Here is a 16407-nt window from a genome sequence, read left to right as displayed (position 1 = left end):
CCTTGCTCATTTGGTTAAGGAGGCCGCGCATTGAGCGGCCGGCGCCAGCCGGGCGCTTTTCTTCCGTTTTCGGCCTCGGGCCGGCTCCAGTCAAAGGCATTTCGCTTCCATGGCGCGTATCGTGATGAAATTCGGCGGAACCTCCGTCGCCGACATCGCCCGCATCCGCAATGTGGCGCGTCACGTCAAACGCGAAGTCGATGCCGGCCACGAGGTGGCGGTGGTGGTTTCGGCGATGGCCGGCAAGACCAATGAACTGGTCGGTTGGACGCGCGAAGCCTCGCCGATGCACGACGCACGCGAATATGACGCGGTCGTCGCTTCCGGCGAACAGGTCACGGCCGGCCTGCTTGCCATCACCTTGCAGAACATGGGCGTGCATGCGCGCTCCTGGCAAGGCTGGCAGATCCCGATCAAGACCGACAACGCGCATGGCGCGGCGCGCATTCTCGACATCGACGGAGCCTTCCTTGTCAAGCGCTTCGGCGAGGGGCAGGTGGCTGTCATCGCCGGTTTCCAGGGCATCGGGCCGGACAACCGCATCGCCACGCTTGGCCGCGGCGGCTCCGACACCAGCGCCGTGGCGATCGCCGCCGCGGTCAAGGCCGACCGCTGCGACATCTACACCGACGTCGACGGGGTCTACACCACCGATCCGCGCATCGAGCCCAAGGCGCGGCGGCTGGCCAAGATATCGTTCGAGGAAATGCTTGAAATGGCTTCGCTCGGCGCCAAGGTTCTGCAGGTGCGTTCGGTCGAGCTTGCCATGGTGCACAGGGTGCGTACCTTCGTGCGATCGTCCTTCGACGATCCCGATGCGCCCGGAATGGGGGATTTGCTCAATCCTCCGGGAACGCTCATTTGCGACGAGGAAGAGATCGTGGAACAGCAGGTCGTCACCGGAATTGCCTACGCCAAGGACGAAGCGCAGATTTCGCTGCGCCGTGTCGGCGACCGGCCAGGCGTCGCCGCCGGCATCTTCGGTCCCCTGGCCGAGGCCAACATCAATGTAGACATGATCGTCCAGAACATCTCCGAGGACGGCAAGCTGACCGACATGACCTTCACCGTGCCGTCGGGCGATGTCGACAAGGCGCTGGCCGTGCTCGACCGGCTGAAAGCCGAGATCGGCTATGATGTCGTGCAGTCGGAAGCCGGCATGTCGAAGGTTTCGGTCATCGGCATCGGCATGAGGAGCCATGCGGGTGTTGCCGCCACCGCCTTCAAGGCTCTCGCCGACAAGGCAATCAACATCCGCGCCATCACCACCTCCGAGATCAAGATTTCGATACTGATCGACGGCCCGTATACGGAACTTGCGGTTCGCACTTTGCATTCCGTCTACGGTCTGGATAAGCAGTAGCAAGACTGAATCAGTTGTTGCGTGCATGCCGGCCGCGGCGGAAACTGCGCCGGCAAGTGTTTCATTGGAGAAGAAGCCGCGATGCGTGACCAGGCCAGCGGCCCGCGCGTTTTGCTGAAACGGCTCCGCGAGCTCATGCAGGAGCCGCTGGAGCCGCAGGAGCGGCTTGACCGGATCGTGCGCGACATCGCCTCCAACATGGTCGCCGAAGTCTGCTCGCTCTATGTGCTGCGCGCCGATTCGGTGCTCGAACTCTACGCCACCGAAGGTCTGAACCCGAACGCCGTCCACCTGGCGCAGTTGCGGCTGGGGCAAGGCCTGGTCGGCACGATCGCGGCGAGTGCCAGGCCGCTCAACCTGTCCAACGCGCAGGAACATCCGGCCTTCGCCTACCTGCCGGAGACCGGGGAGGAGATCTACAATTCCTTCCTCGGCGTCCCGGTGCTCAGGGCAGGGCGCACGCTGGGCGTCCTGGTTGTGCAGAACAAGACCATGCGCCACTACCGCGACGACGAGGTCGAGGCGCTGGAAACCACGGCCATGGTCATCGCCGAGATGATCGCCACCGGCGATCTGGCGCGGCTGACCAGGCCTGGTCTCGAACTCGACCTGCGCCGGCCTGTCAGCTTCACCGGCCTGTCCTTCAACGACGGCGTCGGGCTCGGCCATGTCGTGCTGCACGAGCCGCGCATCGTCGTCACCAATTTGTTCAACGAGGACAGCGAGGAAGAGGTCCGGCGGCTCGAAGCCTCGCTCGGTTCGCTCAGGCTCTCGATCGACGACATGCTGGAGCGCCGCGATGTCGCCTTCGAGGGCGAGCATCGCCAGGTGCTGGAAGCCTACCGCATGTTCGCCAACGACCGCGGCTGGGTCCGGCGGCTGGAAGAGGCGGTCCGCAACGGCCTGACAGCGGAAGCGGCGGTGGAAAAGGTGCAGAGCGACATGCGCGCCCGCATGCTGCACATGACCGATCCCTACCTGCGCGAGCGGATGAGCGATTTCGACGATCTCGCCAACCGGCTGTTGCGCCAGCTGATGGGACGTGGGCCCGAGGATGTCGCGGCCTCGCTGCCGAAGGACGCCATCATCGTCGCCCGCTCGATGGGCGCGGCTGAACTGCTTGACTATCCCCGCGACAAGCTGCGTGGCCTCGTGCTCGAGGATGGCGCGGCGACCAGCCACGTCGTCATCGTCGCGCGCGCCATGGGCATTCCCGTCGCCGGCCAGATGAAGGGCGCCGTTTCCATGGCGGAAAACGGCGATGCCATCATCGTCGACGGCGAGGAAGGCGCGATCCATCTGCGGCCGCAATCCGATCTCGAAGCCGCCTATGCCGAAAAAGTGCGGTTCCGGGCGCGCCGGCAGGAGGTCTACCGCGAGCTGCGCAAGAAGCCATCGACGACCAGGGACGGTGTCCAGGTCGACCTGCTGATGAATGCCGGGCTTGCCGTCGACCTGCCGCAGTTGGCGGAGGCGGGCGCTGCCGGCATTGGCCTGTTTCGCACGGAACTGCAGTTCATGGTCGCCTCGACCTTTCCACGCGCCGAAGCCCAGGAAAAGCTCTATCGCGACGTGCTCGAGGCCGCACGCGGCAAACCGGTCACCTTCCGCACCATCGACATTGGTGGCGACAAGGTGCTGCCCTACTTCAAGGGCGCGATCCAGGAAGAGAATCCGGCGCTCGGCTGGCGGGCAATCCGCCTGACGCTCGACCGGCCGGGCTTGCTGCGCACACAGATCCGCGCCTTGCTCAAGGCCAGCGGCGGGCGCGAGCTCAAGCTGATGCTGCCGATGGTGACCGAGCTTGGCGAAATCGCCCAGGCGCGCGAAATCATCGACCGCGAGGTGCGGCATCTCTCACGCTTCGCCCACCACCTGCCGACCAGTCTCAAAGTGGGCGCCATGCTGGAAGTGCCGTCGCTTCTGTTCCAGCTCGACGAACTGATGAAGGCGGTCGACTTCGTCTCGGTCGGGTCGAACGATCTTTTCCAGTTCGTCATGGCGGTCGACCGCGGCAACACGCAACTGGCCAACCGCTTCGATACGTTGTCGGCGCCGTTCCTGCGCGTGCTCAAGCAGATCGCCGACGCCGGCGTTCGCAATCATACGCCCGTCACCCTGTGCGGTGAACTCGCCGGCAAGCCGATCTCGGCGATGGCGCTGATCGGGCTTGGTTTCCGCTCGATCTCGATGTCGCCAGCCTCGATCGGTCCGGTCAAGGCGATGCTGACGGAGCTGCCGCTGGAGGAGCTGGAGGCTTTCTTCGACGACAATCTGATGGCGCCGGCGCAGGGGCTGCCGATGCGGGCGCTGCTGCAGGCCTTCGCCGACGACCGCTCGATCCCGTTGTAGCACCCTCATCATGGTCAATTTGCCCCGCGATCGTATGGATCAAGTCGTCAAGCGTTTCGAGATGCTCGAAGCGCAGATGTCGGCCGGACCGGCGCCGGATGCCTATGTGAAGATGGCATCCGAATATGCCGAGTTGCAGGAGATGGTGGCCAAGGTCAGGGAATTGCGCTCGGCCGAGCATGAGCAGGCCGATCTCGAAGCGATGCTCGCCGACAAAGGCACCGACGTCGAGATGCGGGCGCTCGCCGAAGCCGATCTGCCCGGCGTCGAGGAGCGCATCGAGGCGCTGCAGAAGGACATCCAGATCCTGCTCCTGCCCAGGGATGCCGCCGACGACAAGAACGCCATCCTCGAAATTCGCGCCGGCACCGGTGGCGATGAGGCAGCACTCTTCGCCGGCGACCTGTTTCGCATGTATGAGCGCTACGCCGCCGAACGCGGCTGGCGGTTCGAAACGGTATCGGCGAGCGACGGCGATGCAGGCGGCTTCAAGGAAATCATCGCCACGATCTCAGGCAAGGGTGTGTTCGCCCATCTGAAATTCGAGTCCGGGGTGCATCGCGTCCAGCGTGTGCCGGCAACCGAGGCCAGCGGGCGCATCCACACGTCCGCCGCCACCGTCGCCGTGCTGCCGGAAGCGGAAGAGGTCGACATCGACATCAGGGCCGAGGACATCCGCATCGACACCATGCGCGCCTCCGGCTCCGGCGGCCAGCACGTCAACACAACCGATTCCGCCGTCCGCATCACCCATTTGCCGACCGGCATCATGGTGGTGCAGGCGGAGAAGTCGCAGCACCAGAACCGGGCCAAGGCCATGCAGATCCTGCGTGCCCGGCTCTACGACATGGAGCGCAGCAAGGCGGACGAGGAGCGTTCCGAATCGCGCAAGTCGCAGGTCGGTTCGGGCGACCGCTCGGAGCGCATCCGCACCTACAATTTTCCGCAAGGCCGCGTCACCGACCATCGCATCAACCTGACGCTCTACAAGCTCGACCGGGTGATGATGGGTGAACTCGACGAAATCGTCGACGCGCTGATCGCCGATCACCAGTCGAAGCTGCTGGCCGATATCGGCCTCGATGGCTGACCATCTGCCCGAGGCGCTGGGACCACTGCTGCGGGAAGCGCGGACACGGCTTGCCGCAGCCGGTATCGATGATCCCGCGCTCGATGCGCGGCTGATCGTCGAGCACTATTCCGGCACCACGCGCACCCAGGCCATTGCCGACCCCGGGCGCAAGATCGACGGCGACGCCATCGCCGCGATCGACGGCGCCCTAATACGGCGAGCCGGTGGCGAACCGGTGCATCGCATCCTCGGCTATCGCGAATTCTACGGTTTGCGCCTGTCGCTGTCGCCGGAGACGCTGGAGCCGCGGCCGGACACCGAAACGCTGGTCGAGGCGGTGCTGCCTTTCGTCAAGGCAATGGTCGCGCGGAAGGGGGCATGCCGCATCCTCGATCTCGGCACCGGGACCGGCGCGATCGCCCTGGCGCTGCTGAGCGTCGTGCCGGCCGCGACCGCCACCGGTGTCGACATTTCCGCCGGCGCGCTGGCAATGGCAGCCCGCAATGCCGGGCAATTCGGGCTCGGCCGCCGGTTCACGACGGTTCAGTCGGACTGGTTCGAAAAAGTTTCCGGCCGGTACCATGTAATTGCCGCAAACCCTCCCTATATACCAACTCAAGAGATTGGAAATCTGCAGGACGAAGTCCGCGATTTCGACCCGCGTATTGCCTTGGATGGCGGCGTGGATGGGCTGAACTCCTACAGGATCATCGCCGCCGAGGCGGCAAGGTTTCTGGAAGCCGAAGGCAGGATTGCGGTCGAGATCGGCCACACACAAAGCAACGACGTCAACGATATATTTCGCGCGGCCGGTTACACGGGCGGCGAGGTGTTTGGCGATCTCGGCGGAAACGACAGGGTTCTTGTTTTTCAACGGGCAACGTCTTGACGCAGTGCAAAAAAAAGCGCTTGGCAATACCGGGGAATGCGGCTAGGGTCGCCTTACCGGATGAGACGAAGCAGGCAGTGCTCTCAGCGATTCGGTTTCCTTGGAAATAGCTGCCTTCTTGCGCAAACGACGCCCAAGCTTCGTGCGGGAATCGTCCGGCAAGTGATGCAACCGGAACAGGATGACACGTGGCGCCAACGCAATCGATGCGGGCGAACGCCGGTGAAGAGACGAAACGGTCGGCTGCATGAGCGCCTCCGTTCGTGAAGAGTTTTTCGAAAATTTCAAGATGAAGAGAGTCGAATGAGGCCACAACAGCAGAACAGGCGCATGCGCGGTCGCAACAACAATGGCGGCGGCGGTGGGAACAACAATAACAATAGCAATAACAACAACCGCAAGGGCCCGAATCCGCTAACGCGCAATTACGAGAGCAACGGCCCAGACGTGAAAATCCGTGGATCGGCTCAGCAGGTCGCCGAAAAATACGCCACCCTTGCCCGTGACGCGCACAGCTCCGGCGACCGGGTGATGGCGGAGAACTATCTCCAGCACGCCGAACACTACAACCGCATCATCGCCGCCGCGCAGGCGCAGATGCCGATCCAGAACGTCCAGCAGTCGCGCGACGAGTTCGACGAGGACGGCGATGAGGATCGCGACGAGTTTGACAATGCGGTCAACAGCGGGGCCGTTAACAGCGGGGCAGGCAATAGCGGGGCAGGCAATAGCAGCGGCAATGCCGGTTCCGATGCGCAAATTCCGGTGGTCAACCATGGCGCCGGTCCTCAGCCAGTGATCGAGGGCATGCCAGCGGAAGTTGCGCTGAACCGGGAAAGCGGTCGTGACAACCGCGACAGTGGCGGGCGCAACAATAGCGGCCGCGACAACAATGGCGGGCGTCATCGCGATCGCCGCCCTAACGGCGGCTACGGCCAGAGCGGCCAGCGCGATTATGCTTCTTCAGCCGAACAAGGCGGCCAGCAGCAGCGCAACGAGGCCTCGGGGCAGACAGAAGTTCAGGCAGAGCCCGCTTCGCCGTCCGAGACTGTCGCGGCAGCCGAGCCGGCTCCACGGTTCGAGAATTTTTCACCGGCAGGTCTGGCCGCCCAGGCCGAACTCAATGAGGCGGCCGCCGAGAGCGGTGCTGCCCGCCGCCCACGGCGTCCGCGCCGTCCGCGCACCAATGCCGATCAAGTCGGGAGCGGCGGCGAAAATGGGGCTGCGGGCGAGACAGCGGCGGCTCCGGTCGACAGCGGCAGTGCCGAACCCGTGGTTTCCGACATCGACAATTGAGCGAACGGCATTTCAAGGCATTGGACGGCGGAGAGAAATCTCCGCCGTTTTCGTTTGGGCTGACGTGGAATATTATGCACCTGCCATGTCGCGACGTCTTGAGGGGCCAGGGTCCGTGCACCATATCTGGCCTGAACAGGATCCGGCTCGAATGGGCGGGTCCGTCACCGCAATCTGATCCGGTGCCGCAAAGCGGGCCGGTGATGGAAGGAGACAAATATGAACCTCGAGAAATACTCCGAGCGCGTGCGCGGCTTTATCCAGTCCGCGCAGACGATGGCGCTCTCCCGGAACCACCAGCAATTCACTCCCGAACACATTCTGAAAGTCCTCGTCGACGATGACGAGGGCCTGGCCGCGTCGCTGATCGAGCGTGCCGGCGGCAATGTCCGCGACGTCAAGCTCGGCGTCGAGACGGCGCTCGAGGCGATGCCCAAGGTGGAGGGTGGCAATGGCCAGCTCTATCTGGCGCAGCCGCTGGCCAAGGTGTTCTCGACCGCCGAGGACCTGGCCAAGAAGGCCGGTGACAGCTTTGTCACCGTCGAGCGGCTGCTGCAGGCGCTTGCCAAGGAAAAATCGGCAAAGACGGCCGAAATCCTGGCCAAGGCCGGTGTCACCGCACAGGCGCTGAACCAGGTCATCAACGACGTCCGCAAGGGCCGCACCGCCGATTCGGCGAGTGCCGAACAAGGCTATGACGCGCTGAAGAAATATGCACGCGACCTCACTGCTGACGCACGCGCGGGCAAGCTCGATCCGGTCATCGGCCGCGACGACGAGATCCGCCGCACCATCCAGGTGCTGTCGCGCCGCACCAAGAACAACCCGGTGCTGATCGGCGAGCCGGGCGTCGGCAAGACGGCCATCGCCGAAGGCCTGGCGCTGCGTATCGTCAATGGCGACGTGCCGGAATCGCTGAAGGACAAGCAGCTGATGGCGCTCGACATGGGCGCGTTGATCGCTGGCGCCAAATATCGCGGCGAGTTCGAGGAGCGGCTGAAGGCCGTGCTCTCCGAAGTCACCTCGGCAAGCGGCAACATCATCCTATTCATCGACGAGATGCACACGCTGGTCGGTGCCGGCAAGGCGGACGGCGCCATGGATGCGTCGAACCTTCTGAAACCGGCCCTGGCGCGCGGCGAACTGCACTGCGTCGGCGCCACCACGCTCGATGAATACAGGAAGCATGTCGAGAAGGATGCCGCACTCGCCCGCCGCTTCCAGCCGGTCTTCGTCGACGAGCCGACGGTGGAGGACACGGTCTCGATCCTGCGCGGCCTGAAGGAGAAATATGAGCAGCACCACAAGGTGCGTATCTCCGATTCGGCGCTGGTGGCGGCGGCGACGCTGTCCAACCGCTACATTGCCGACCGCTTCCTGCCTGACAAGGCGATCGACCTCGTCGACGAAGCCGCCTCGCGGCTCAGGATGCAGGTCGATTCCAAGCCTGAGGCGCTGGATGAGATCGACCGCCGCATCATGCAGCTCAAGATCGAGCGGGAAGCGCTGAAGGTCGAGACGGACGAAGCCTCGAAGGACCGGCTCGCCCGGCTGGAAAAGGAACTTGTCGGCCTGGAGGAGGAATCGACCGAGATTACTTCGAAGTGGCAGGCCGAGAAGCAGAAGCTTGGGCTTGCCGCCGACTTGAAGAAGCAGCTCGACGAGGCGCGCAACGACCTTGCCATTGCCCAGCGCAAGGGTGAGTTCCAGCGCGCCGGGGAGCTTGCCTATGGCAAGATTCCGGAACTGGAAAAGAAGCTGAAGGAGGCCGAGGCCCAGGACGGCAAGGCCGGCATGGTCGAGGAAGTGGTCACGCCCGACCACGTCGCCCATATCGTGTCGCGCTGGACCGGCATTCCGGTCGACAAGATGCTGCAGGGCGAGCGCGACAAGCTGTTGCGCATGGAAGACGAGATCGGCAAGCGTGTCGTCGGCCAGGGCGAGGCGGTGCAGGCGGTTTCCAAGGCGGTGCGGCGCGCGCGTGCGGGCCTGCAGGATCCGAACCGGCCGATCGGCTCGTTCATGTTCCTTGGCCCGACCGGCGTCGGCAAAACGGAGCTCACCAAGGCTTTGGCCAACTTCCTGTTCGACGATGAGACGGCGCTGGTGCGCCTCGACATGTCCGAGTACATGGAGAAGCACTCCGTCGCCCGGCTGATCGGCGCGCCTCCCGGCTATGTCGGCTATGAGGAAGGCGGCGCGCTGACCGAAGCGGTGCGGCGCCGGCCCTATCAGGTCGTGCTGTTCGATGAGATCGAAAAGGCGCATCCCGATGTGTTCAACGTTCTGTTGCAGGTGCTCGATGACGGCCGGCTCACCGACGGGCAGGGCCGCACCGTCGATTTCCGCAACACGCTGATCATCATGACGTCCAACCTCGGCGCCGAATATCTGGTCAATCTTGGCGAGGACCAGGATGTCGATGCCGTGCGAGACGAAGTGATGGGCGTGGTCAGGGCATCGTTCCGGCCGGAGTTCCTCAATCGCGTCGACGAGGTGATCCTGTTCCACCGGCTGCGCCGCAAGGACATGGACCGTATCGTCGAGATCCAGCTCAAGCGGCTGGAGAGCCTGCTGACCGATCGTAAGATCACGCTGTCGCTGGATCCCGAGGCGATCGAGTGGCTGGCCGCCAAGGGTTACGACCCCGCTTATGGTGCGAGGCCACTGAAGCGGGTGATGCAGAAGGAACTGCAGGATCCGTTGGCGGAAAAGATCCTGCTCGGCGAGATCCTGGACGGCTCGACGGTCAAGGTCACGGCCGGTTCCGACCGGCTGAATTTCCGTTCCAAGCCGACGATCGTGGCGGCCGAGGCGGCGGCCTGATCGATGCATGTCGCCCAAAAGTGACCTCGCTTTTGGAACAACGACATGCACAAGACAAAGATCTGAAGCGCGCCGCGCTTTGGAGTGCCGCGCGTCCATTCCGGATGCGCGGCGTTTTCTATGAGAAGTGGGGGGCAGGATTGACGCTGGACGATTACAACGGCTTCTGCGCCTCGCTGCCTGCAACGAACCACGTGGTGCAATGGGGCGGCGCCCATGTCTGGAAGGTCGGGACCAAGGTGTTTGCGATCGGTGGCTGGGATCAGGGCCAGCAGCTCTTCGTCACCTTCAAATGCTCCGACATCGCCTATGACGTGCTCAAGGAGCAGCCGGGCCTGCGGCCCGCACCCTATCTTGCCTCGCGCGGCATGAAGTGGATCCAGCGTCAGACAAGCCAGAGCATGGATGATGGTGCGCTGAAGGACTATCTGCGCGAGAGCCATCGCCTGGTTGCCCTGAAGCTGACGAAGCAGGCGCGCAAGGAATTGGGGCTTGGCGCAGGCTAGCCAATATTCCTCGAGGCGCCGGAAAACCGCCATCTTCATGCCCGGTTCATATCGGAACCATATGGTGGGTAACTGGTTTGCTGGCGAAGGGTTCGCCGAACTGGACAACGCCGGGCGGCGGCACATACGGACCGGAGAGTTTCGCCACTATGCTGCGCACTATTTTCACCCTTTCGGCGCTTGTTGCGGGACTGGTGTTTTCCAACGCGTTCGCCGCGCCGACGCGTGACGGCGCAGCCCAGCCTGTCCGCGCGGCCGGGAGCGGCGGCATTCTGCTCGCCCAGGACGGCAATCTCGATATTTATTACGATGCCAGGGGCAATCGCGTCATCGTCGATGCGGATACCGGCAAGGTGATCGCCATCCAGCCGCCGCAGACACGGCTTGACCGACGCGCGCTACGCCGCGAGACAAGACTGCGTCAACTAGGCCGTGTCCCCGCCGACGACGACCGCTACTATCTCGACGATCCCCAGGACATGGCCCGCTTCCGCCGCAAGCAGCTGGAAGAGGAAGGACGGGTCATTCCGCCCCCAGCCGATGAATATGATTCCGACAATAGCAATTCCGTCGATGCCTATCCGCCGGCGCCGCAGGACGATGGCAGTTACGACAACAATTATCCCGACGCGCCGCCGCCGGCAGAGCCGCGTACGATTCAGCGCCAGCCGCTGAACGAGGCGTCGATAGACCCCGTCCAGCCGGCAGTCCCGACGGAAGAGGCGGCGCCCTCCGGCCAGGCGGCACTGCCGCCAAATGCTGGCGGCAAGACGTCGGTCGATCCGTCGCTTTCGCTGGGCGCACGCCAGGATGTGGCAGCACTGCAGGTGCTGCTCGACCGGGGCGGAGCTTCGCCGGGCGTCATCGACGGGCGCTTTGGTTCGAATGTCGACAAGGCGCTGGCGGCCTACAACCAGATCAACGGCAGCAGCCTCAAATCGACCGATGCGGTCGGCATCCAGTCAGCACTCTCGCAATCCGGCGGCGACGCGTTCGCCAACTATACCATCACGGCGGAGGACGCAGCCGGTCCCTATGTCGCCTCCATCCCGGAAGACTACAGCCAGAAGGCGCAGCTCGACCGCATGGGCTATACGTCAGTGACCGAGGCGCTGGCCGAGCGCTTCCACATGGACGAGAACTATCTCAAGGCGCTCAATCCGGACGCCAACTTCAATCGTCCCGGCACGATCGTCAAGGTCGCGAATTTCGGCAGACTGGTCTCGACGCCGGTTGCCCGCATCGTTGCCGACAAGGGCAAGAAGGAAGTCTTCGCCTATGACGCGTCGGGCAAGCTGGTCGCGGCTTATCCCGCCACCATCGGCTCATCAGACACGCCGTCCCCGACCGGCATCCATGCCGTGTCGCGTGTCGCGCTCGATCCGAACTACACCTACAATCCCAACATCAACTTCAAGCAGGGCGAGAACAACAAGATCCTGACCATTCCGCCTGGGCCCAATGGTCCGGTCGGATCGGTGTGGATCGCCCTAGACAAGCCGACCTACGGTATCCACGGCACGCCGGAGCCGTCGAAGATCGGGAAGACCGAAAGCCATGGCTGCGTGCGGTTGACCAATTGGGATGCACGGGAGCTCGCCAAGCTGGTGTCGCCGGGCGTGCCGGTGGAGTTCGTCGAGTAGGGTATGTCGATAGTCAGGTGACGCCGGCCGCACGTCCGGTGTCCACGTACCCGAAAATACGCTCCGCTCCGGTTCTCGGTATCAACCATTTTCGACTCGGCCTGACCTGAATCTCAACGCATCCCAAGTCAGCTTCGCCAAATTTCAACCAATGATCCTGCGCACCCACTTCACATTCGGCGTTGCCGCATAGATCAACTGCATCACCAGAATGAAGCCGACGCTCAGCAGCGGGGTGATCAGGCAAAGTGCGGCACCGACAGCCCACAGGATCTGCGCCTTGACGATGCGCAGGTAGACGGTGCGCTTCGTGTGCGCGTCGACATCCTCCGCGACAAAGCCGCTCTTCTCCGCATAACGCCAACTGGCGAACAGCGTGATGCCGAGCATCAACAGGTTGAGCCAGTAAACCAGCACCGCGGTCCTGAACTCGAGGAAGTCGGCCAGAAGGTCGGTTGAGAACGGCAAGAGCGCGATGAAGGCGAGAAAGCAGAGGTTCAGCGTGGCCAGCCGTCTGTCGGATTTGGCGATCAAACCATGCTGCGCCTGCTGGCCGAACCAGAAGATGGTCAGGGTCAGGAAACTCAAGGCATAGGTGAGAAAGCGGGGCGCCAGTGCCGCGACGGCGGCGAGAAGATCGTGTTCGGAATGGATGGCCTCATGTGCCGGCACCCTGATCTCGAGCACGATCAGGGTGAGTGCGATGGCGAACACGCCATCGGTGATACCGACGATACGGCCGCGCCCCTCAACCGATGCTTCGAGTGGACGCTTCATCGATTTCTCCCGCCTGCGGCTCTTGGGAAATCTAGCATGACTGCGGCGGTTTGCATCGGGGCAGATGCGATCCCTAGCAATATGGCTGGTTTCAAGGACAACAAGCTTCTGGCTGGTTGTTGCCGGCGCGTCGGCGGTCTAATTAGGGTGGCATGCATTCGCCCAATGAAGCCGCCGTTCCGCTGACCGCTCCGGTCGCGAACGGCACGTTCTGTCCGCGATCGCAGCGCAGGTACGTGCTGATCGCGGCGATACTGGCTTCGGCGCTCGGCTTCATCGACGGTTCCATCCTGGCGATCGCCATGCCGGCGTTGCGCGCCGATCTTGGTGCCAGCCTGGCGCAAGCGCAGTGGATTTCCAATGCCTACGCGCTGACGCTCTCGGCGCTGATCCTCGCCGGCGGTGCCGCGGGCGACCGGTTCGGGCTGCGCCGTGCCTTCGTGGCCGGCATTGGCCTGTTCGTCGCCACCTCGCTTGCCTGTGCGCTGGCGCCGAACGCTGTCGTGCTGATCGCGTTTCGCGCTCTCCAGGGCATCGGTGCCGCGATCATGGTGCCAGGCAGTCTCGCCATCATCGCCAAAGCCTATCCGAAGAAGGAACGCGGCCGCGCGATCGGCATCTGGGCGGCGGCCTCGGCGCTGACGACGGCGCTTGGCCCGGTGCTGGGCGGTTTCGTGCTTTCGACCTTCGGCAACGGCGTCTGGCGCGCCATCTTCGCCATCAATCTGCCGCTCGGGCTGGTTTCGATCTATCTGCTGTTGGCCAAGATCCCGGCGGACCAGCCAGCCGAAAAGCGCAGCCTGGACCTCGGCGGCGCTGGGCTCGCGACACTGGCCTTCGGATCGCTGGCCTACGGGCTGACGGCGATGAGCGCCGAGGGGGGCGGCCTGATGTCGGGCCCGGCGATCGTTGCCGGCGTGATGCTGCTTGTCGTCTTCATCCTCTACGAGCGCTGGCAGCGCGAGCCGATGATCGATCTCAGCCTGTTTCGCGTCAAGGCTTTCGCCGGCGCCAACCTGGCGACCTTCTTCCTCTATTTTGCGCTGTCGGCCAATTTGTTCTACCTGCCGATGCTCTTGATCGCCGGCTGGGGGCTGAGTTCGGCCGAGGTCGGTTTCATCTTCCTACCGCTGTCGGCATTGATCGCGCTGCTGTCAGGGCCGGTCGGGCAGTGGTCGGACCGGATCGGCCCCCGCTTTCCGATCGCCGCCGGCAGTCTCGTCGTCGCCATCGCTTTTGCCGGCCTTGCGCTGCTTACCTATGCCGGCATCCACAATTTCTGGACCGGCACCTTTCCGCTTATGGCGGTGATGGGGCTTGGCATGGCGCTGGTCGTGTCGCCGCTGTCGACAGCGATCATGACTTCGGTCGAGGATAAGGATACGGGTGCCGCGTCCGGCATCAACAACGCCGTCTCGCGCGTCGGCGGCCTGATCGCGGTGGCGGCGATGGGCTCGCTCGCCGCTTGGGTTTATGCGCTGGGCGTGCGCCACGCGTCCGGAATCCCCGGTTTCGGCGAGCCGCCGCCGGCCGGGCTTGCAGCGGATATCAATGCAATAAGGGTTGCCGCCGGAGATTCGGCTTTTTGCGGCGGTTGCCGTGGTCACGGCGCTCCTTTGCCTGCTGTCGGCGATCGTCGCCTGGATTACGGTGCCTGGGCAAGCGTCGCCCTGGCCGGCGCAAACGGAGAATTCGCGCGACTGACTCAGCCTTCGATCTTGGCGCTCGCGACCTTCAGCGAATTGCCGTCTTCCTGTTTCAGCAGATCGTCGATGCGCTCGCGCTCGCGCTTGAAGGCGACGAGATCGTCGCCCTTCAGCACCTTGCCGACCGGCAGACGCACGCGCATCGAATCGACCTTGGTGCCGTTGACGATCAACTCGTAGTGCAGATGCGGACCGGTGGAGAGACCGGTCTGGCCGAGATAACCAATGACCTGGCCCTGGCGAACCCGAACGCCCGGCTCAATACCTTTGGCAAAGGCGCTCTGGTGATTGTAGGAGGTCTCGTAGCCGTTGGCATGGCGCAGGATGATCTGCTTGCCATAGCCGCCGGCCCAGCCCGCCTTCTCGACGACGCCATTGCCGGCGGCGATGATCGGCGATCCGATCGGGGCAGCCCAATCGGTGCCTGTGTGCATGCGGACATAGCCTAGGATAGGATGCTTGCGCGCACCAAAGCCGGAGGTGAATCTCCCGTTGGGCAGTGGGTTGCGCAGTAGAAACTGCTGGGCGCTCGATCCATCCTGGTCGAAATAGTCGGTGCTGCCGTCCTGCATCTGGAAGCGGTAGAAATTGCGCGTCGTGCCGCCAAAGGTTGCCGAGACATAGAGAAGCTCGGAATTGTCCGACGTCTGGTCGTCGCCATCAGGCTGCGAGAACAACACTTCGAGGCGATCCGACGGATTGAGTCGCGACTGGAAGTCGACGCCAGACGCCAGCAGCTTGATCAGCCGCTGGGTCATCGCCTTGGACATGCCATAGGAATAGGCGGTGCGGTAGATGCCGTCATAGACGTTGGGCAGATTGCCGCGCACCACCACCGGCGCCGATGAATCGTCGAATGCCGTCAGCAATTCGGGATTGGGCTCCGGCTCCTGCGCCGGCACGTACTGGCCGCGATCGTCGAGCGCGATGGTGACGATATGCGTGGTCTTGTCGTAGACGCTGGTGCGCACGACCTTGGCGGCATCGCCGTGAACCTCGAGACCGACGCGCAGCACGGTTCCTGCCTTGAGCGCCGGGGCGTTGAGCAGCTTGGCGATCGCTTCGGCCATGCCGGTGGCATCGTCGCCCGTATAGCCCGAATCGGCAAAGGCCTCGGTGAGGTCGGTGTCCTTGGTGAAGGGGATGATTTCCTCGGCGAACGCCGGCGCCTGGTCGTCAGCGTTCGCACGCGGCGACACCGAGACGTTTTCCGGCACGATCTTCACGTCATAGGAGCCGGCCATGCTCTCGGCAAAGGCTTCGCCGAATCGCTGCGGATCGACATAATGGAGTGAAGCCACCTGCACGGCGCCGTCGCTGAGGTCGGTGCCGGCTTCGCGAACCACCTTTTCCACTTCGTCGGCTGACAGGTCGCTCTTTTCGTCGAAGGAAGCCGTCTCGATCGGGAAATCGACGGTCTTCAGGCTCATTTCGCTTTCGACCTTGGCGCCGTAGATCTGGCCGGAAGCGGCCGAGGCCGTCGCCGGCTGCGCCGATGCATCGTCGCCGTCGTCGCCGAACACTTGCATCGGGTCGAAAGGTGGGTAGGCCCGGCTGGTGGTGTGGCTGGCGGCGAGTGCCATCTTGATCTGTACGAAAGGCATGGTGTGGATGACGTCGCGGTCGCCCACCTTGGTGACCATCGACACTTCCATGCGACGACGGTCCTTGGCCTTGGCAATCTGGCGCGGCGCCACCAGCCTGGTGGTCTTGGCCACTTCGCCGGAATCGCCATTGCTGGCAAGTCCGATTAGTTCCGCGATTTCGGGTGGTGTCGCCAGTTGCTGGCGCCCGTCGAGGGCGGCAAACAGCGCGACGCCCATCAGCACGCTCGAGGTCACGCCGGTGAGAAATGTTCCCGACAGCCAGCGCGCAGAAACCTCACGCCGATCGGGCGGGCCGCTGCGGCCGTCCGCGATAAGCGGCGGCTCATTGCCGAGTTCGGCTATGACATCTTCCGTATCTGGCATCCAGAAA

General features: G+C 63.7%; 10 protein-coding genes and 1 pseudogene. 9 read left to right on the top strand and 2 right to left on the bottom strand.

Annotated elements, in window-relative coordinates:
* Positions 1 to 109: 109 nt before the first annotated feature.
* The 8 genes from M653_RS0111135 (at position 110) to M653_RS0111100 (ending at position 11947) form a co-directional block, all read left to right on the top strand.
* Positions 110 to 1363 carry an aspartate kinase gene (locus M653_RS0111135; protein WP_015315600.1) on the top strand — a complete coding sequence of 418 codons (1254 nt, stop codon included), beginning with the start codon at positions 110 to 112 and terminating at the stop codon, positions 1361 to 1363.
* An 81-nt stretch (positions 1364 to 1444) separates the two neighbouring features.
* Complete coding sequence (gene ptsP / locus M653_RS0111130) at positions 1445 to 3715, top strand: phosphoenolpyruvate--protein phosphotransferase (RefSeq protein ID WP_027143424.1); 2271 nt, start codon at positions 1445 to 1447, stop codon at positions 3713 to 3715.
* 10 nt (positions 3716 to 3725) lie between these two features.
* Complete coding sequence (gene prfA, locus M653_RS0111125) at positions 3726 to 4805, top strand: peptide chain release factor 1 (protein ID WP_027143423.1); 1080 nt, start codon at positions 3726 to 3728, stop codon at positions 4803 to 4805.
* The gene (gene prmC, locus M653_RS0111120; RefSeq protein WP_027143422.1) at positions 4798 to 5676 is read left to right on the top strand and encodes a peptide chain release factor N(5)-glutamine methyltransferase; all 879 of its coding nucleotides are present in this window, start codon (positions 4798 to 4800) and stop codon (positions 5674 to 5676) included. The genes prfA and prmC overlap by 8 nt, the downstream gene beginning before the upstream one ends.
* Positions 5677 to 5979: 303 nt before the next feature.
* Positions 5980 to 6972 (top strand): DUF4167 domain-containing protein, encoded by a 993-nt coding sequence (locus M653_RS0111115; protein WP_027143421.1) that lies wholly within the window; start codon positions 5980 to 5982, stop codon positions 6970 to 6972.
* A gap of 219 nt (positions 6973 to 7191) precedes the next feature.
* Positions 7192 to 9798 carry an ATP-dependent chaperone ClpB gene (clpB, locus tag M653_RS0111110; protein ID WP_027143420.1) on the top strand — a complete coding sequence of 869 codons (2607 nt, stop codon included), beginning with the start codon at positions 7192 to 7194 and terminating at the stop codon, positions 9796 to 9798.
* Positions 9799 to 9938: 140 nt separating this feature from the next.
* The gene (locus M653_RS0111105) at positions 9939 to 10304 is read left to right on the top strand and encodes an MmcQ/YjbR family DNA-binding protein (RefSeq protein WP_027143419.1); all 366 of its coding nucleotides are present in this window, start codon (positions 9939 to 9941) and stop codon (positions 10302 to 10304) included.
* Between the two features lie 149 nt (positions 10305 to 10453).
* Entirely contained in the window at positions 10454 to 11947 is a 1494-nt protein-coding gene (locus M653_RS0111100; RefSeq protein ID WP_027143418.1) for a L,D-transpeptidase family protein, read from the top strand.
* Between the two features lie 144 nt (positions 11948 to 12091).
* On the opposite strand, the gene M653_RS0111095 is transcribed toward M653_RS0111100, so the two are convergent.
* The gene (locus M653_RS0111095) at positions 12092 to 12724 is read right to left on the bottom strand and encodes a TMEM175 family protein (RefSeq protein WP_027143417.1); all 633 of its coding nucleotides are present in this window, start codon (positions 12722 to 12724) and stop codon (positions 12092 to 12094) included.
* A 152-nt stretch (positions 12725 to 12876) separates the two neighbouring features.
* Here M653_RS0111095 and M653_RS1000000134360 point away from each other — a divergent pair.
* A pseudogene (locus M653_RS1000000134360) lies at positions 12877 to 14428 on the top strand (MFS transporter).
* A gap of 1 nt (position 14429) precedes the next feature.
* Here M653_RS1000000134360 and M653_RS0111055 read toward each other — a convergent pair.
* On the bottom strand, positions 14430 to 16400 hold the full coding sequence (locus M653_RS0111055; protein WP_027143415.1) for a M23 family metallopeptidase: 1971 nt from the start codon (positions 16398 to 16400) through the stop codon (positions 14430 to 14432).
* Positions 16401 to 16407 lie beyond the last annotated feature (7 nt).

It is taken from the genome of Mesorhizobium sp. WSM3626 (assembly GCF_000513935.1).
GTDB classification, from domain to species: domain Bacteria; phylum Pseudomonadota; class Alphaproteobacteria; order Rhizobiales; family Rhizobiaceae; genus Mesorhizobium; species Mesorhizobium salmacidum.
Note: the sequence above shows the minus strand (reverse complement) of the source record. Positions and strands in the feature narration are given on the sequence as shown.